General features: G+C 42.0%; 19 protein-coding genes and 3 tRNA genes. All 22 read right to left on the bottom strand.

Translation table 11 applies throughout. The annotated features are described in order from the left end of the window. Positions 1 to 6: 6 nt before the first annotated feature. The 22 genes from AC0L6H_RS12555 to aspS all read right to left on the bottom strand — a co-directional run bounded on the left by AC0L6H_RS12555 (position 7) and on the right by aspS (position 17,837). Complete coding sequence (locus tag AC0L6H_RS12555) at positions 7 to 1,191, bottom strand: restriction endonuclease subunit S (RefSeq protein ID WP_473389345.1); 1,185 nt, start codon at positions 1,189 to 1,191, stop codon at positions 7 to 9. Then, complete coding sequence (locus AC0L6H_RS12550) at positions 1,181 to 2,746, bottom strand: type I restriction-modification system subunit M (protein WP_473389344.1); 1,566 nt, start codon at positions 2,744 to 2,746, stop codon at positions 1,181 to 1,183. Before AC0L6H_RS12550 ends, AC0L6H_RS12555 begins: the two co-directional genes overlap by 11 nt. Positions 2,747 to 2,835: 89 nt before the next feature. Beyond that, positions 2,836 to 3,420, bottom strand: a complete 585-nt coding sequence (locus AC0L6H_RS12545) for a restriction endonuclease subunit S (RefSeq protein ID WP_473389342.1) — start codon at positions 3,418 to 3,420, stop codon at positions 2,836 to 2,838. A 162-nt stretch (positions 3,421 to 3,582) separates the two neighbouring features. Next, positions 3,583 to 4,005: a hypothetical protein gene (locus tag AC0L6H_RS12540; RefSeq protein ID WP_473389341.1), complete on the bottom strand. Its 423-nt coding sequence runs from the start codon at positions 4,003 to 4,005 to the stop codon at positions 3,583 to 3,585. A gap of 39 nt (positions 4,006 to 4,044) precedes the next feature. After that, entirely contained in the window at positions 4,045 to 4,302 is a 258-nt protein-coding gene (locus tag AC0L6H_RS12535) for a hypothetical protein (protein WP_473389340.1), read from the bottom strand. A gap of 74 nt (positions 4,303 to 4,376) precedes the next feature. Then, positions 4,377 to 5,591 (bottom strand): tyrosine-type recombinase/integrase, encoded by a 1,215-nt coding sequence (locus AC0L6H_RS12530; RefSeq protein WP_473389338.1) that lies wholly within the window; start codon positions 5,589 to 5,591, stop codon positions 4,377 to 4,379. 301 nt (positions 5,592 to 5,892) lie between these two features. Beyond that, a tRNA-Ser gene (locus AC0L6H_RS12525) sits at positions 5,893 to 5,982 on the bottom strand. A 130-nt stretch (positions 5,983 to 6,112) separates the two neighbouring features. After that, positions 6,113 to 7,171 (bottom strand): quinolinate synthase NadA, encoded by a 1,059-nt coding sequence (gene nadA, locus AC0L6H_RS12520; protein WP_473389337.1) that lies wholly within the window; start codon positions 7,169 to 7,171, stop codon positions 6,113 to 6,115. A gap of 146 nt (positions 7,172 to 7,317) precedes the next feature. Beyond that, positions 7,318 to 7,393 (bottom strand) — tRNA-Lys (locus AC0L6H_RS12515). 27 nt (positions 7,394 to 7,420) lie between these two features. Beyond that, positions 7,421 to 7,496 (bottom strand) — tRNA-Lys (locus AC0L6H_RS12510). Between the two features lie 166 nt (positions 7,497 to 7,662). Beyond that, a complete protein-coding gene (gene ybgF / locus AC0L6H_RS12505) occupies positions 7,663 to 8,496 on the bottom strand; it encodes a tol-pal system protein YbgF (RefSeq protein WP_473389336.1) in 834 nt (277 codons plus the stop codon). A 5-nt stretch (positions 8,497 to 8,501) separates the two neighbouring features. Then, positions 8,502 to 9,080, bottom strand: coding sequence for a peptidoglycan-associated lipoprotein Pal (gene pal / locus AC0L6H_RS12500; RefSeq protein WP_473389334.1), 579 nt, complete (start codon positions 9,078 to 9,080; stop codon positions 8,502 to 8,504). Positions 9,081 to 9,139: 59 nt separating this feature from the next. After that, complete coding sequence (tolB, locus tag AC0L6H_RS12495; protein ID WP_473389333.1) at positions 9,140 to 10,507, bottom strand: Tol-Pal system beta propeller repeat protein TolB; 1,368 nt, start codon at positions 10,505 to 10,507, stop codon at positions 9,140 to 9,142. Positions 10,508 to 10,544: 37 nt separating this feature from the next. Continuing rightward, positions 10,545 to 11,411, bottom strand: a complete 867-nt coding sequence (gene tolA / locus AC0L6H_RS12490) for a cell envelope integrity protein TolA (RefSeq protein ID WP_473389332.1) — start codon at positions 11,409 to 11,411, stop codon at positions 10,545 to 10,547. Between the two features lie 35 nt (positions 11,412 to 11,446). Beyond that, positions 11,447 to 11,869, bottom strand: coding sequence for a protein TolR (gene tolR, locus AC0L6H_RS12485; protein WP_473389330.1), 423 nt, complete (start codon positions 11,867 to 11,869; stop codon positions 11,447 to 11,449). Positions 11,870 to 11,884: 15 nt separating this feature from the next. After that, entirely contained in the window at positions 11,885 to 12,565 is a 681-nt protein-coding gene (gene tolQ, locus AC0L6H_RS12480; RefSeq protein ID WP_473389329.1) for a protein TolQ, read from the bottom strand. Between the two features lie 11 nt (positions 12,566 to 12,576). Then, on the bottom strand, positions 12,577 to 12,969 hold the full coding sequence (gene ybgC / locus AC0L6H_RS12475) for a tol-pal system-associated acyl-CoA thioesterase (RefSeq protein WP_473389328.1): 393 nt from the start codon (positions 12,967 to 12,969) through the stop codon (positions 12,577 to 12,579). A gap of 263 nt (positions 12,970 to 13,232) precedes the next feature. After that, positions 13,233 to 14,237 (bottom strand): Holliday junction branch migration DNA helicase RuvB, encoded by a 1,005-nt coding sequence (ruvB, locus tag AC0L6H_RS12470; RefSeq protein WP_473389326.1) that lies wholly within the window; start codon positions 14,235 to 14,237, stop codon positions 13,233 to 13,235. A 56-nt stretch (positions 14,238 to 14,293) separates the two neighbouring features. Next, positions 14,294 to 14,917 carry a Holliday junction branch migration protein RuvA gene (gene ruvA / locus AC0L6H_RS12465; RefSeq protein ID WP_473389325.1) on the bottom strand — a complete coding sequence of 208 codons (624 nt, stop codon included), beginning with the start codon at positions 14,915 to 14,917 and terminating at the stop codon, positions 14,294 to 14,296. Between the two features lie 45 nt (positions 14,918 to 14,962). Further along, on the bottom strand, positions 14,963 to 15,484 hold the full coding sequence (ruvC, locus tag AC0L6H_RS12460) for a crossover junction endodeoxyribonuclease RuvC (RefSeq protein ID WP_473389324.1): 522 nt from the start codon (positions 15,482 to 15,484) through the stop codon (positions 14,963 to 14,965). 98 nt (positions 15,485 to 15,582) lie between these two features. After that, the gene (nudB, locus tag AC0L6H_RS12455) at positions 15,583 to 16,038 is read right to left on the bottom strand and encodes a dihydroneopterin triphosphate diphosphatase (RefSeq protein ID WP_473389323.1); all 456 of its coding nucleotides are present in this window, start codon (positions 16,036 to 16,038) and stop codon (positions 15,583 to 15,585) included. Between the two features lie 20 nt (positions 16,039 to 16,058). Then, a complete protein-coding gene (gene aspS, locus AC0L6H_RS12450) occupies positions 16,059 to 17,837 on the bottom strand; it encodes an aspartate--tRNA ligase (protein ID WP_473389321.1) in 1,779 nt (592 codons plus the stop codon). Positions 17,838 to 17,900 lie beyond the last annotated feature (63 nt).

Here is a 17,900-nt window from a genome sequence, read left to right as displayed (position 1 = left end):
ATCCTTCTAATCTACTTTTACTCGACGTTTACCGGTTAATAACTGTTGCATTAGAGCTTTTTTCTCTTGTTTAAGATCTTTGAGTTGTTTGTTGAGTATTTTATTTTCACTATCCAAATTATTCAAAACAGCCGCGATCTTTCTCTGCTCTTCTTTGCAAGGCATTCCTATAACTAAATTCGAAAATATCGAAATCCAATGTCGCTGGTGGCCTCCGACAGGATAATTCAGCATCTGTATGCTCTCATACACATATTTAGTCGAAATACCATCTTTCGCTACTAATATTTTCATTGCACTAGATTTAGCCTTAAAAGAAAAGTCTACAAACTTACTGGCAGTTGTGAAATCATCAAATATTATAACCGGTAACTTTTCATTAAATATTCCAAAGTCCTCATTTGTATAACCGAGAATAAATGTTTTTCCAGCAGTCAATACTGGTGTGCTGTACCCTTTTGAATATTCTGTAGACTTAACTAAATATGGTGTAGGTTGTTTATAATCAAGTAACTTGCCCAACTCGACTTTTGTCCACTCGCCCTCAAACTGCTTACCTGAATCATCAAGCAAACGCTTTTTGCCTGTGAGCAGTTGTTGCATTAGGGCTTTTTTCTGTTGTTTGCTGTTTTCAATTAGGCGCTTGGTGTTGCGGATCGCCTTATCCCAAGTGGATAGGATTTCGGCTATTTTGCATTGTTCTTGATAAGGTGGTGCGGCAATAGTCAGTTTTTTGAAGTATGGCAACCCTATTGTTTTGATGGTTGAACCTACTGCTTGCCTTTCGAATTCGCGCTTATGTAACTGAAGCCAGTTATATAAATACCAACTATTCATTTTTTTAGTGTTGTCACACTTCCATGCGATAAAGTGCTGACTCACAGCCATAGGCTCCGCCATTACGCCACTTTTCCCAATACCTGCGTCTCTGGAAAGAACTACTGTTTTGGCAGGATGTATCTGTGCTGAGCTATTTTTAATTCCCAGTTCAGAAATCTCTTTATCAGTTTCATAAATATATCCATTATCTAGTCGAGACGAATCAGAAAGTGAAATCCATTTAATTCCACCATTCCAATATTCTGGATGAGATTTATTGGGCGTATGACCACTGACCCTTTCAACCATGTTGTCAAGCAAACCGTAACTCCAACCTAGTGGTATTTGCTCAGGGCTTAAACTACGAGCCATAGCCAAGCTCCTCAAGATAACGACCCATTTCAACTTCCAAAGTTTTTAGTTCGTTTTGTAAATGAATACGCTCATCTCGCACTGCAACCAAGTCAATCTCTTCCTCTTCCACAAAAGTATCAACATAACGCGGAATATTAAGGTTGAAATCATTCTCTTTGATTTCATCAAAGCTAGCTAGGTATGCATATTTCTCTTTAGTTTCCCGATGCTTGTATGCATCAAAAATATCTTTGATGTTGTTTGGTGTTAGTTGGTTTTGATTCTTACCTGACTTAAACTCGCGGCTAGCATCAATAAACATTACGTTATTGTCTGTTTTCTTTTTCTTAAAGATCAATATTGCAGCAGGAATACCAGTACCAAAAAATAGCTTCTCGGGTAAGCCTATTACAGCATCGAGTAGGTTCTCTTCAATAAGTTGCTGACGTATCTTACCTTCTGATGAAGCCCTGAATAGAACGCCGTGAGGAACAACAACACCCATTCGCCCGCCTTTCTGCGATGACGAACCTGGTTTTAAGGTTTCTATCATATGGCTGATGAATGCATAGTCGCCTTTTGTCTTGGGTGGCACACCTCTTCGAAACCGTCCGAATTCATCATTGGCTGCGCCGTCAACACCCCACTTATCCAAACTAAAAGGAGGGTTTGCAGTCACAATATCAAAATGCAGTAAGCCTTTGCCTGATTTATCGAGCAACATAGGGTGGCGTATAGTATCGCCCCACTCTATTCGGTGATTGTCTTCACCGTGCAGGAACATATTCATTTTAGCCAAGGCCCAAGTAGAGCCTATAGCTTCTTGCCCAAATAAAGCGTATTTTTTTGAGCCATTGAAGTTCTTTCTAACCATACGACCACACTTCATCAATAGCGAGCCTGAACCGCAAGCTGGATCACAAATTTGATCACCTTCTTGAGGATCGAGAATTATCGCTAGTAGGTCTGATACCTCTGGCGGGGTATAGAACTCTCCTGCCGATTTACCACTACTAGCAGCGAAGTTCTTTATGAGGAATTCATAGGCATTACCAATGATATCCAATGAACCAACTCGGCTAGGGCGTAAGTTGAGTATCTCTTTACCAAAGTCTTCTAATATGTGCCGCAGTAGATCGTTCTTTTGCTTTTCTTGACCTAGCTTGTCAGTGTTAAAGCTGATGTCTTGGAACACATTCTTAAGCTTACCGCCATTTGCTTCTTCAATAGCGTGCAAAGCTTGGTCAATTCGTTGTCCGTTTCCAGGCTCGTGACGCGCTTCATATAAATCCCAAAAACTTGAGCCTTTAGGTAATACAAAACGTTGCTTTGCCATCATTGCGTGAATTAGCTCTGGGTTATCACCATGGAGCTTTACTAAGCCGTCGTATTCATCTTGATAAACATCTGATATGTACTTTAAAAATAACATAGTCAAAATGAAGTCTTTGTAGATGGATGGGTCCACTGTTCCGCGAAATGTATCGCAAGCATTCCAAACAGCTTTGTTGATTTGGTCTTGATTGACCATGTCGTTATTGTTTAGGTTGCTTTGGCTATCTTGCTTACTCATTCTTGTGTCCTCGATGTTTTTATTATTGGAAAGTATTTTTAATTATCGTAGATACGCAGTTATGCCGAGACGCAGTTACGAGTATTCATTCATTGTTTGCTAAGTAGTTGCTTGGCAACACCTTCCATTTGTAATTCTCTATTTTTAATTAGTGTTTGAAGTATCTGTTTTTCTCTAATGCATGCATTGTAAAATGAAACTGCGGTTTGTTGTTGGTTTATATCAGGTACGCTTAGCGGTGTAGATGCCAAGAAGCCTCTTGGAATGCTCGCTACAGCACTACCTTGTGAATACTTAGCGAAGTGCTTTTGTGATGTATGTTGGTTTAGATGCCAAGCTAAGAACTCTGGTAATATGCTATTGGTATGCAAACGAATATGAAAGAAATGCTGTGCACACACTATATTTTTGAACTCTGTATCTATGTACGCTGCAACATTACGGAAGCCACGGGCTGCAAACAATATGTCTCCTTTTTGAAGCCAATTAGGTACTTTCCTGCCGGTTATCTCAGTTTTAACGAGACTATCCCATATAATAAGCCCGTCTTTATCGACGTCTTTTAATTGGATAGCGCGAGCCGTGCCATCATTATCGGGTAGTATTCTTCCCCGAAATGGATGCCCTGCTTTAATTTCTGCAATGTCTTTTAATAGAATTGTTTGCTTACGCATAAACCGCACCATTTAGTTGATGCAGTAACAGTATAGAATGGTTAAATATCAGTCAAGTATTAAATGCATCTTTTTATTGATGCACTTATTTCAAATATTACAAAGATATTATTTTAGTCTCTCTCATGTAGTATATAGAGAAAAAGCGAACCCTAGGGTTCGCTAACAATTGCTTTCAGCTTCGGCTATTACTTGTGACCAATAATTATCCGCAGCGGTAAAATATTCCAGAGGCGGAATAAGAAACAGCTCAATAAACTGGTCCCGAAATACATCACAAAATTCATATATTTCAGATACATGAAGTGATAAGAATCTGTACATCATAATTCCCGTCATATACCTATTGTCCTCAAACTCTGGGTTTTCACCTAGAATTTGCTTACTCACGCTTATACCGCATATTTTACCATTTGCACTTCGATGAAGATATATATAGCGCTCATAACTCAACTGCACTTCGTCGTTATCGGTTTCTGAACAACATGCAAGCCATAAAATGGTGCCATGATCGTCAAACGGTGATTTACTTGCTCTCTTATATACTTTTGTGAATAGGTTTTGTTTCTTTGTCTTATTTTCCATATTAACCTCAGTTTTTGTACTCAAGGTTAAGTAAGTTCATTAGTAGCGAATAATGTCGTCCTCTAACAAAGCTTCAGCAAGCGCTGTTGCTAATTTAGCATGATGAGGTATAGCCAGTGTCTTGTTCAGGTAATAGATAATCTGATCTTTGCGTTCCCCTGCGTTATGCATAAAGTTCTCTTGATTATCGTAGCTTCCGATAGGATTTAACACGATGGATTCATAGAGTCGTTCAACCACTTCATCAAAATCTGAATGTGTTAGGTTTCGGTGACTGGTATTGTGTTCGTTGTACATAGTATTCTCGCTTTGAGTTAAAAAACTATGTACGACCATACACTGGAGAATTAAACTGGTTAGCAGGTAAGATTCTAAAAGGCTCTTGCAGCTAGTTGCAACAACGCTTCGTTATTAGTTGGCAACCACTTACTGTAATGCTTTTCAATCATCTTAATACTCTCATGGCCCATTTGCCGTGCAACCCATGCCAATGGTAACCCTGCGGAAATAAGATGGCTTGCATATGTATGCCGAGTTTGATTAATCCCTCTCCACCTAACACCGCTTTCGATGATTATCTTTTTATATGTAGTATTTCTAAATTGATTGTCATGTGACAATGGCGTCCCATTCCGAGAATCAAAAAATACAAATCTAATCGCTTGTACTTTTTGACTTCTATTATCAGGCTGAGTTACTGACACTTCAGATATTGGTGGTTCTCTAAGTGAAAGCTGTTGTAAAAGCACTTCACGAGCTTTGGGTAATAAATCTACAGACCTTACGCTAGATGCTGTTTTTGGTGTTTTGTAATCACGCTCCACGACTGCTCGTTGAACATAGATAACATTCTTTTCAAAGTCGATATCTTCCCAACTCAAAGCCATTAACTCGCTGAGTCGCAACCCAACTGCACAGTTAAAGAGTATCATGTTCTTTTCAGATATAAATTTTGACTCTGTTGTTGCTATTGAATCCATATCAGCAATGGTAAATGGATCTGGCAGACTTAGCGAAGCTCGCAGTTTTATGGTTTTCGATGATTTAAGGGAATCCACAGGGTTAGTCTTTATTGTTTCATCGAGTATAGCTATAGCAAAGATTTGCGATAACAAGGACAAAAGTTCTTTTATACTTTTATCACCTAAATAGTAAAGATCTATCGTCACCCATTTCTCTATCGCAAGAGGCGTTATTTTTGATACTAAATAATTGTCGAACTTCGGAGATATGTGTTTATTAATTTTCTTTAGGTAGTTTTTATATGTACACGATGCCAGCTTGTAACGCTTACTATTCAAAAAGGACTCAATATATTCGCCAAAACACTTATCATGTATGTTGTTCCTGCCGTTAGTTAACAATTCAAACTCAGCGAAATTATACTTTGCGAGATTTCTGTATTCGTTTACTTTCTCAGCTGCTTTGAACAAACCAGAGTGAGAGATATCGACATCGGATATTGGTATGCGATACAACGTACCATCAAACCGAATAAGAGCGCGAATTGAGGAGGCAGAGCGAATGTCTAAGCCTTTAATATTGTGTTTTTTACAAAATGCTTTGGCGGATTTAAGTGACTGCATGTGGTAAACCTATTTAACGTTTACCTATTGATTTTAATGGCTTTTTAAGATATAAAAAGGAATCTTCGCTGCAAAGCTCAGACTAAATTCCTTACTCTTACCTCCCCTCTTACAAGCATCACCACAGAATACAATGACTTACTAGCTTAGGTATATATTGAACGGTTTTGAAAAACCACTAATTCGTATTTTGGTGTAACGAGGAAATAGACAAAACCCTACTATATATTCTTTAAATGATCCCAAAATGATCCCAAAGAAGAAAAAGTGAATTTTAAAACATTGATTTAAAAGGTTAAATTGGCGGAGAGAGAGGGATTCGAACCCTCGTTAGGTTTAACCCTAAACACACTTTCCAGGCGTGCGCCTTCAGCCACTCAGCCACCTCTCCGAAATTTGTTGCGGGCAATCTTTAACAGACTGCGGCGCGTATGGTAGGCAAAAGCTTTGTTGGTTGCAAGTAAAGAATGGCAAAGCGGCTTCGTTTGCCTAATCTTTAACGCTTTTACCAATATTAGTTGTTAGGCATTGCCTTTTATTTGCATTTTAAGTTGTGCTGCAAAGTCTAGCATTCTGTTTAGTGGCACCATGGCGCGCGTTGCTAGGCTTGGCTCTACAAATATTTCTTTGCCTTGAGGATTTGTTAGTGCCTCTTTTAAGGCTTGTAAGCCGTTCATGGCCATCCATGGGCAGTTAGCGCAACTTCTGCAGGTTGCGCCCTCACCTGCTGTTGGGGCTTCAATTAAGGTCTTGTTTGGGGCCATTTGCTGCATTTTGTAAAAAATGCCTTTGTCGGTTGCCACAATAAACTTTTCGTTGGGTAATTCGCTGGCCGCTTTTATAAGCTGCGAGGTCGAGCCAACGGCATCGGCCATTTCAACCACACTTGCCGGTGATTCAGGATGCACAAGTATGGCTGCTTCGGGGTGCAAATGTTTCGCTTTTAATAAGGCTTTGGCCGAAAACTCATCGTGCACTATACATTCGCCATTCCACATTAGCATATCGGCGCCCGTTTCTTTTTGAATATAAGCACCTAGGTGGCGGTCAGGCCCCCAAATTATTTTTTTACCTTCGCTGTCAAGGTGCTCTACAATTTCAAGGGCGATGCTTGAGGTTACCACCCAATCGGCGCGCGCTTTAACCGCAGCTGATGTATTTGCATATACCACAACTACGCGATCAGGATGTTGGTCGCAAAAGGCGCTAAACTCTTCTACCGGGCAGCCTAAATCTAGCGAACAAGTAGCATCTAGCGTAGGCATTACCACTGATTTTTCTGGGCTGAGTATTTTAGCGGTTTCGCCCATAAATCTCACGCCAGCAACCACTAAGTTTTGTGCTTTGTGGTCACGACCAAAACGCGCCATCTCTAATGAATCAGACACGCAACCACCGCTGCTTTCGGCTAAAGCTTGAATAACGGGGCTAGTGTAGTAATGGGCTACCAGCACGGCGTTATTTGCAATGAGTAATTCTTTGATCTCAGCAACAAGTGAAGCTTCTTCTATATCAGACAACTTCGCTGGCATTTTTGGAAAGGGGTAATTTACTGGCGCTATTCTGTTAGCAAGAGTCATGTTTAATAAAGTGTATAATCGAAACGTCTAAGTATTATACCTAGCAAATAACAAAAGGTCACACTGATGTGCGTTGTTTTTAGTACAAGTTGAGTTTATTTGTGAATAACTAAGAAGTTTTGCGCTAAGAGCTAACAATCTTGAAATGGTGGGTCGTGCTGGATTCGAACCAGCGACCAATTGATTAAAAGTCAACTGCTCTACCAGCTGAGCTAACGACCCTTTCAAGTGTACTTGGTTGTTTGATATTGGTGGGTCGTGCTGGATTCGAACCAGCGACCAATTGATTAAAAGTCAACTGCTCTACCAGCTGAGCTAACGACCCACAAAATCAAACTTACATGCAAATTGTAAACCGTTGCGAGTAACTTACCTCTGCAACGGGCGCATATAATACTTAAATCAGCACAAGGTGCAACCTATAAATGCCTTTTTTACTATTTATTTATATAATTGAATGTAAAGTAAACAATGATACAAAAAACTAGCGATTAATTGCCCAAATATTGAGCGGCCAAACGGGCTGGCGTGCTGTTTGGATATTCGGCTATAACTTGTTGAAACAATTTATTTGCCGCGCTTTCGTTCCCGATAGACTTTTCAATCAAGCCTAATTTCAAAACAGAGTCACTGCGTTTGGGAGAATCTGGGAATCTGTCAACCACATTACTAAACTGTTCTTTTGCATCAGGATAGTTTTGCTGATTATAAAGCAACTGACCTAACCAGTAGTGGGCGTTAGCCGTCAAGCTGGTGTTAGGAAATTGCGCCAAAAAGTTTTGAAAAGCGGGAATGGCTTTTTCGTAGTCTTTTTCTTTAAGAATCAAATTAACTGCGTCTTGATACATGCTTTGCTCATCAGCGGTATTACTTACTGCTGGCGTAGTATTCGCTACTGCTGCAGCATTGCTTCTGGCAAGATCATTACTAAATTGATTGGTCGAATCTTCCATGTTTTCAAAGCGGCGATCAATTTCTAAGAAAAGTTCGCGTTGTCTTTCAAGGAGTTTTTCGAGCTGATGATTGTGCAATTCAATAGAACCGCGCATGTCATCGATATCTGCTTGAAGCTCGTCTACTTGCGACTGCATGCGCTGCTGTGATTCAGTTCGCGAATCTACAATGCGTTCAATCGTTGCAAGGCGCTGTTCAAGCTCAAAAGAGGTAATACCGCCACTTGACACGCCAAGCGCACTAGCACTTGAAGTAGCAGGAGGCTGCGTTTGTTGTGTTGAGGTGTCTTGTGCATCTACTACTGGGGCTTGCGCTAGGCAAACCCCGGTAGCAAAAATGCAACTTACACTAATTAATAATTTAGTGTTCATTACGCTTATTCGTATACCACTACACCGCGACGGTTTTGTGCGAATGCATACTCAGAAGTACCCATAACTGCAGGCTTCTCTTCGCCGTATGATACAACCGTAATTTGTGATGCACGTACGCCTTCGTTTCTGAAGTAAGTTTCTACAGACTTAGCACGACGCTCACCTAACGCAATGTTGTACTCAGGAGTACCACGTTGGTCACCATGACCTTCAATCACGATAGTTTGGCTTGGGTTAGCTACTAGGTAATCAGCATGCTTTTTAAGTACGCTAATGAAGTCAGATTTGATAGTTGAACGGTCAAAATCGAAATACACGGTATTTTGATTTTGTAGTGATGCTTTAAGATCAGCAGCTTCTTTTCTAGCAAGTTCCATTTTCTCAGCACGGGCAGCTTCTGCACGTACTTTCGCTTCTTCTTCTCTCTTAATGCGAGCGCTTTCTTCTTGCTGTTGTGCTACTTCAGCAGCACGGTTTTTCTCGGCCTGAATTTCTTCTTCACTTGGGCCTGAGTTACAAGCCATTAGCGTAGTTGCTGTAAGCGCAAGTAACAGGGTTCTAAATTTATTATTAGTAAGCATGCTTAATCCTTATTATGTAAAGCTATTATGTAAAACTGTTATTATATCTTTATATCTGGTTATAGTAAAAACGGTGACCAACTGGGTGATTTAACTTCCCCTTCGGTTGCCGGTAACAACGCTTTAAAGCGTCCATCTAAAGACACCAATGATAACACCTGTTTACCCTCATGGAGCGTAGAGTAAATAATCATACTACCATTAGGTGAAATACTGGGTGACTCGTCTAAAAACGTTTTCGTCAGTACAAGCATATCGCCAGTGGCTCTATGTTGTCTAGCTATATGATAATCGCCTTGCGTGCGATTTACGACTACTAAATGCGAATTATCGGGAGTAATTGCAGCTCCAAGGTTCATTTCGCCGTCAAAAGTGATTCTTTTTGACCTTTTTGTCCTTAAATCGACTTCATAAATTTGTGGCTTACCACCTCGCTCTGAAGTATAGATGATACTTTTACCGTCAGGCGCCCATTCTGGTTCAGTATCTATAGCCCGATTACGAGTGATTCTTTCTAATTGTCTTGTTGCCAAATCCATCACATAAATCTCTGGATTGCCATCTTTTGACAATACCATCACAAGCTTAGTGCCATCGGGTGAAAATGCCGGCGAGCTATTAATGCCCGGGTAATTGGTAATCCGAGTACGTTGTGTAGTGTAAATATCTTGAACGAAGATTTGCGGGCGCTTACCTTCAAAGCTCACGTAGGTTAGCTTGTTGCCGTCTGGCGACCATGAAGGCGACATAAGTGGCTCAGGTGAAGACAGCAGGCGCGTTTCGTTGGCACCGTCATAATCTGAAATCACTAACTGATACGGAAGTGGGTTCGTTTCGCGGTCGCGCACAACAATGTAAGCGATGCGAGTCAAAAACGCGCCTTTTTCACCGGTGAGTGCCTCATAGGCGATATCACTAATAATGTGCGCATATTGTCTAAAATCTTCGCCTTGAATGATTTTTTCGCGGCTCATAATGATGTGGTCTTTGGTAAGCATAAGCTGGCCATTGACCAAATTTTTAGCCTCGCCGCCCGTTAGTTGGGCGCGCAATACGTCAATCAATTGCACGGTTACCACGTATTGGTCGTTTCCAGCTGGCGCTATGCTGCCCACAAGCACAGTATCTATGCCTTTTTGTGCCCAAGCAGCATAATCCATTTGATCATCTGAAGCCGGAAATTGCGGCATTTGCGACATCGCTACCGGGCTAAACTTACCGCTACGTTGTAAGTTATTTGAAATAACGTCTGATAAATTTTCGGGCAATATGGTTTCGCCTGTCCATTTGAAGGGCACGATGGCGATTGGGCGCGCATTATTCATTCCCTCGGTGATGACAATGCGAACCATATTGGATTGGGCATTAGCCAACTGACTAACAATAGTCATTACTGCAACAATTACGAACACGCTTGTTTGTTTCATTATACGTGTGGGCAACTTATTTATTCTCATACTGTTATTATCTCTGTGGTGATACTTCAAGTTCAAATTTTCTAAAACGGCTGCTCACTTCAGGGTCTTTTGACATTGGCAATGTTCCGGCTCTTAATACCGCTGCCTCAGCAATACGACAAAGTGCCGTATTCCCTGATACTGCATTTACACTCAGCACTAACCCGTCGGGCGCCAATTGTATAGTTACCAAACACGTTTCGCCAATAAAACCGCCGTCGGTTTGCAGATATTGTTGTACCTTTGACTGCACCAACGCTTGGTATTTTTCGACTTCACTCATAATGCGTTTTTGGTTTGCTTGTGACATTGCTGCCTGCTCTTCTTCTAACTGCTTAGTGAGCTGCTCTTCTAGCGCTCGCTGCCGCGCTTCTTGCTTGGCTTTTTCTTCAGCTTCTTTTTTTCGTTGTTGCTCTATTGCGCGTTCTTTTTGCTGTTCGCGTTCTAAGCGGTCGAGCTCTTGTTTTGCTTGCTCAGCTTCGCGCTTTTTACGCGCTTCTTCTACGCGTTTTTTGCGCAAGTTTTCTTGTCTTTCAGCTTCTTTGCGCTTTATTTCTTGCTGACGTTTTCGCGCCGCCGCCTCTGCTTGCGCTTTTTCGCGCTTCTTTTGTTCAATAACATTGCTGTCAATAAAGGTAGCTTGCACAATATCTGGTTTAGGTGCGGACGCGCTAAATTCTGGCGCGACAAACTTTAAAGGCTTGGCTGAAAAATTAAAACTGATCAGCAGCCCTGAAAGCAGCGCAGTATGCAAGGCCACCGATTTAAACAAGGGTGACGTCATTAACTCTTTAAACGCGCTGGGTTGTGCTTGCACAGCAGGCTCAGTCGCGTTGTCGTTTGGTGGATTATTGGGCCTAGCTTGCTGCGGCATAGCTAGCCCTTGTTTGCACACTCATATCCATCATTCTACGATTCATTTGGGTCTGTCATTAACCCTACAGATGGCACGCCAGCGCGCTGCAACAGCACCATTAGGTCAATCACCTTTTCGTATTTTACGTTGCCGTCACCATTAACCACTACGGGTGTTGTTGGTGCCACTTGAAGGCGCGTTTTAACCAGTTCTGCAATCGCTAAACCGCTCATAGGTGCGGTGGGTTCATCACCTACATTTAGGTAATACAAACCGGCTTGGTCAACCGACACGATCATCATCGTTTCATCTTCGGTTTCGATTGTTTGGGCTTCGGCTTTTGGCAAATCAACTTTTACACCTTGGGTAACAGCTGCAGCCGTAGCCATGAAAATCACCAGTAGCACCAGCATTACGTCAATGTAGGGAACCACATTGATTTCAGAAACAGGTTTACGGCGTTTACGAATATACATTCATTTCTCCGAGTATTAGTTTCTGTTGGCTAAGCTTTGGCGATGCAATATAGAAGAAAATTCTTCCATAAAATTGCCATAGTGATTTTCAATCTTTTCAACTTTGTTGCTAAAACGGTTATACGCGATTACCGCTGGGATTGCTGCAAACAAACCAATTGCTGTCGCAATAAGGGCTTCTGCAATACCAGGCGCAACCATTTGTAAGGTAGCTTGTTTAACCTGACCCAAAGCGATAAAGGCTGTCATGATCCCCCAAACCGTTCCTAATAAACCGATATAAGGTGAAATTGAACCGACAGTGGCTAAAAAAGGTAAGCGTTGTTCTAAGTCATCAATCTCGCGTGACATCGCCACTCGCATAGCACGATATGTACCATCGGTAATTGATTCAGGCACAACGCTTGAGGCCTTTCGTAAACGTACATATTCTTTAAACCCAGAACAAAAGATTAACGAGCAACCGCTTAAGTCTTCTTTTTGGGTTAAGTCAGAATAGAGTTGATTGAGATCTGCGCCTGACCAAAACGACTCTTCAAATTCTTTTACTTCGTCGCTTGCTTTGCGAAGTGCCGCGCCGCGCTGAAAGATAAATGTCCAACTTACTATTGACGCTGTTAGCAACAGCAACATAATAAATTGAACCACAAAACTAGCATCTAAAAACAAATGTAACACTGACATCTCAGAATTCACTGCGCATTTCCCTAATCAATTGCGTTAAGTAGTACTTTTGGTATTGCTGTGGGGCGAGCGCGTTTGGTGTTTACGCACGCCACTTTTACAACAGCACTAACCAATAAAATATTATTTTTTCTAATTTCTTGAGCGAAAGTTAAACTCGCACCCTTTTTTTGTATGACTTCACAGCTTATATCAAGCACATCATCAAGCTTTGCGCCTTGCTTAAACGCAATACTCATGTCTATGACGACAAAACCCAAAGATTGTTCCAATAAATTCTGCTGCGATATACCAATGGAGCGAACCCATTCAGTTCGGGCCCTTTCCATATATTTCAAGTAGTTAGCGTGATATACAATGCCACCTGCATCGGTATCTTCGTAATACACCCTGGATTGTATATCAAATTTATTCATGTACTCACTTGTAAATTTTTACGAAAAATTGTTAAATATTTGATAAATACCATATTTATCAACAAGTTATTAAAAATAGAAACAAGGCCACTCATTATTTTAACTAATCTCAAACTCAAATTTTATTGCCTTGTCGAGGATGAAATTATCGCTATAATACGCTCCGTATCAAACAAGGCACGCCTTTATTTGATATTTTCATCAAGGACTCCCTCCATTGAATAGTCATTTTTAGCCCGTACATTGTGCGGGCTTTTTTTTGCCTAACTTTTAATATCAAAACCTAAATGTAAATACGCGCTGTCGGTTGCCACTCGGCCGCGAGGCGTGCGCTGTAAATAACCTTGCTGGATAAGGAAAGGCTCAATCACGTCTTCTATGGTTTCTTTTTCTTCGCCTATTGCCGCCGCTACGTTCTCAAGCCCTACTGGTCCACCGTTGAATTTTTCAATAATAGAGAGCAATAGCTTTCTGTCCATTAAATCAAAGCCTAACTTGTCTACGTCAAGCATATTGAGCGCTAAAGCGGCTATTTCACTGGTCACAATACCGTCGTTTTTAACCTGCGCATAATCTCGTACGCGTCTGAGCAAACGGTTAGCTATTCTTGGCGTACCACGCGAGCGCCTGGCAATTTCTAAGGCGCCTTCTTCTTGCATATCCATATTTAAATGTTTTGCACTGCGCACAATAATATTGGTTAAATCGGCCACTTTATAAAACTCAAGGCGCTGGGTAATACCAAATCGGTCACGAAGTGGAGAGGTAAGTGAGCCTGCGCGAGTGGTTGCACCAATGAGCGTAAATGGAGGTAATTCAAGTTTAATTGAACGGGCTGCTGGGCCCTCACCAATCATAATATCAAGCTGATAATCTTCCATCGCCGGATACAGGATTTCTTCTACGACCGGGCTTAAACGATGAATTTCATCAATAAACAACACGTCATTTTCTTCTAAATTGGTCAGTAAGGCGGCTAAATCACCGGCCTTTTCAAGCACCGGTCCCGAGGTGGTTTTTATATTAACGCCCATCTCGTTGGCCACAATATTTGCAAGTGTTGTTTTGCCCAAACCTGGAGGCCCAAAAATAAGAAGGTGATCAAGTGCGTCTTCGCGCTCACGCGCCGCTTCGATAAAGATTTCCATTTGATCGCAGACCGGCTGCTGGCCCACATAATCCGCCAACATTTTTGGACGTATTGCACGGTCAATCGCAACATCTTCAGATTGCTCTTGGGGTCGTAAAATGCTGTCGGCTTCAATCATAGGGTTTCTCGTTTGTTCTTTGTTTTTTTGTGTTGCTTAATTTATGTTTAGTACATTCACATCATTGATTTTAGTGAATCTCTGATGAGTTTCTCACTGCTCGCATCATCTGTTGCGACTTTTCTGACCGTTGCTTCAGCCTGATTGCGTTTATAACCTAGGGCGATTAATGCGCCTATGGCTTCGTCTACCGCACTTACTTCGGGCGCCAGTAAGGGTTCAACCGCGCTACCGCTTTGAATGGGTTTATGAATACTTAAATTGGGCAGCGCATCTAAGTCGCTAAGTTTATCTTTTAGTTCAACCACCAGTCGCTCTGCGGTTTTCTTTCCCACACCCGGCATTTTCACCAAGGCGCTTATGTCTTCGTGCATTACTGCGGTCACAAATTGATTGGCCGACATTCCTGACAATATCGTGCAGGCTAATTTTGGACCTACGCCATTTGCTTTTATTAACACTCTAAACAAGCTACGTTCTAAACGGTCTACAAAACCAAACAATAACTGCGCATCTTCACGCACAACAAAATGCGTAAATAAGGTTACTTGATGACTGACCTCAGGTAATTGGTAAAAACTGGTCATGGGTAATTGAATTTCGTAGCCTACTCCACCTACGTCTAATACGATTTCGGGTGGAATTTTTTCTACAATAATACCGGTAAGTTGCGCAATCATAATGGGGTTTTTATCTTATTATTATCGTTTATGTTAGCTATGTGTTTATTGTAAACGTCGGCGCACTGTTTTAGTAGCACTACCGGCCATTTTAATCATACTTTGTTGCGTGTGCAGGTGGCATAGTGCCACGGCTAGTGCATCAGCTGCATCCGCTTGCGGTGTTTTGTTTAATTTTAGTATGTGCGTCACCATGTGCTGTACTTGCGTTTTATCAGCGCTCCCCTTTCCTACTACCGACTGTTTAATTTGTCGGGCTGAATATTCAAACACCGGTAAATCCGCAAAGGTGGCAGCCACAATAGCCGCGCCGCGGGCTTGGCCTAGTTTAAGCGCTGAATCTGGGTTTTTGGCCATAAACACTTGCTCGATGGCAAATTCGCTAGGTTGAAATTGTTTGATGATTTCGCCCACACCGTCAAATACGTTTTTGAGGCGTTTGGCTAGGTTATCGTCCATTACTTTTATACAGCCGCTACCTAGGTATTCGGTCTTATTGCCTTTTACACCAATTAGGCCATAACCGGTAATGCGTGAGCCTGGGTCAATCCCTAAAATTACATGCATGTAATCAACATTTTTTGTTTTAGCCTAGAATTTACGGCAAATGCCGCTAAAGGTGACACGAGTTTACACATTACAAAAACCTCATCATAAGCAAAACATTATTGTGGAACAAACTGCGCAATCGCTTGTTTATTGCTAGGTGACCATACTTTTTCAATCGCTGCCGTTTTAGACAGCCATTCATAAGCGCTATGCTCGGTCAGAATAATATTGGCCTTACTAGGTACGCAGGCACAAAACACATATTCGAAGTTTTTCGTCACGCCGGCTTCATAGCGATACCGCCACTGCGGTCGAATAATGTATTGGTTCACTTGCCTACAGTCCATTAAATGCTGTAAGAATCCGTTTTTCTCTTTGCTACCTAAGCGTAAATCGATGCCGGTTTCTTCAAGCACTTCGCGCTGGGCCGTTTGAATGGGTGCTTCATTAGCTTCCATTGTGCCGGTGACCGACTGCCAAAAATTAGCGTCGTCTAAGCGCTGTATAACGAGTACCTGCTTATGCTCGTTATACAACACTACCAAGACTGACTCTGGCCGCTTAAAAGTCATCTAGTACGAGGGCCTTGCGACTATTCGCTCTCGTGTTTTTTACTTGCGTCAACTAAGGTCGCGATCGCCAATTCTTTCAGTTGCTGCGGATTAGCGATTCCAGGCGCGTCTGTTAGGGGGCAAGCCGCAGTATTCGTTTTAGGAAAGGCCATTACATCACGAATCGAATCAGCACCCACCATTAGCATGACCAAACGGTCTAAGCCAAACGCTAAACCAGCATGAGGCGGCGTACCATATTTTAAGGCTTCAAGTAAAAAGCCGAATTTCTCTTGTGCTTCTTTGGCTTCAATACCCAACAGTTCAAATACAGTCGATTGCATTTCCATGTTGTGAATACGCACCGAACCACCGCCTAATTCAACGCCGTTTAAGACCATGTCATAGGCATTTGAAAGGGCTGCTTTTGGATTATCTTTAAGTGCTTGTACGTCACTATTGCTTGGGGCGGTAAACGGGTGATGCAAGGCATATAAGCGCCCGTCAGCTTCTTCAAACATTGGGAATTCAACCACCCAAAGTGGTTTCCATTCACCTTCTAATAATTCAAAGTCTTCGCCCAATTTAAGGCGAAGCGCACCTAAGGCTTCAGTTACGGTGTTGTAGTCACCTGCGCCGAATAAAAGAATATCGCCATCTTTGGCATTGGTGGCTTCTAAAATCTCATCGATAGCCGCGCTATCAAGGAATTTTAAAATTGGGCTTTGCAGACCTTCAGCACCTTTGGCAAGGTCGTTAACTTTAATCCACGCAAGGCCTTTAGCGCCATATACACCCACAAATTCAGCGTATTGGTCTATTTGTTTGCGCGACAATTTAGCGCCGCCCGGTACGCAAATGGTGGCTACTCTGCCATTTTCGTCATTAGCGGGGCCACTAAATACTTTAAACTCGATGTGTTTTAACGCACTTGCCACATCAACTAACTCAAGTGGGTTACGTAAATCAGGCTTATCACTACCAAAACGGCGCATGGCCTCAGCGTAGGTCATGTGTGGAAATTCGCCTAAATCAACCTGCAGTAGTTTTTCAAAGAGATTTTTAATCAAGCGTTCGGTGACTTCCATCACGCCGTTTGCATCTAAAAATGAGGTTTCAATATCGATTTGGGTAAATTCAGGTTGGCGGTCTGCACGCAAGTCTTCGTCACGGAAACACTTAACGATTTGATAGTATTTATCCATGCCGCTCATCATTAGCAACTGTTTAAACAATTGCGGTGATTGTGGCAAGGCAAAAAATTCACCCTTGTGTGTGCGACTCGGCACCAAATAATCGCGCGCGCCTTCGGGCGTTGCTTTGGTCAGGATCGGGGTTTCGATATCTAAAAAATCGTTGTCTTCTAAAAAGCGACGTACCGCAGCGGTCACTTTAGAACGAAAGACTAAGCGATTGGTCATTAGTGGACGGCGCAAATCCAAATAGCGGTATTTTAAACGCTGTTCTTCGCTGTTTTCTTGATTCCAATCTAATGGCAGCGCGGGCGCTTTATTAATAATCGTTACTTCTTTGGCAAGTACTTCAATCGCGCCGGTGCTCATGTCTTTATTTACTTGAGAACCTGAACGTGCGCGCACTCTGCCGGTGATAGACAAACAAAACTCATTGCGTACCGTTGATGCAGTGGCAAAAGCCTCAGCAGTGTCTGGGTCAACCACAACTTGTACAATACCTTCACGGTCGCGTAAGTCGATAAATACGACGCCACCTAAATCACGTGTTTTATTAACCCAACCGTAAAGAGTAACGCTTTGTTCGAGATATTTTGTGTCTATTCTTCCGCAATAATCAGTGCGCATTAATACAACCTTTCCTAGTAATATTGATTTGGGTGTACAGGCAGCAAAAGCTCGGCCCATAGT

It is taken from the genome of Glaciecola sp. G7-5 (assembly GCF_055808975.1).
This window is presented reverse-complemented; position numbering and strand designations above follow the sequence as displayed.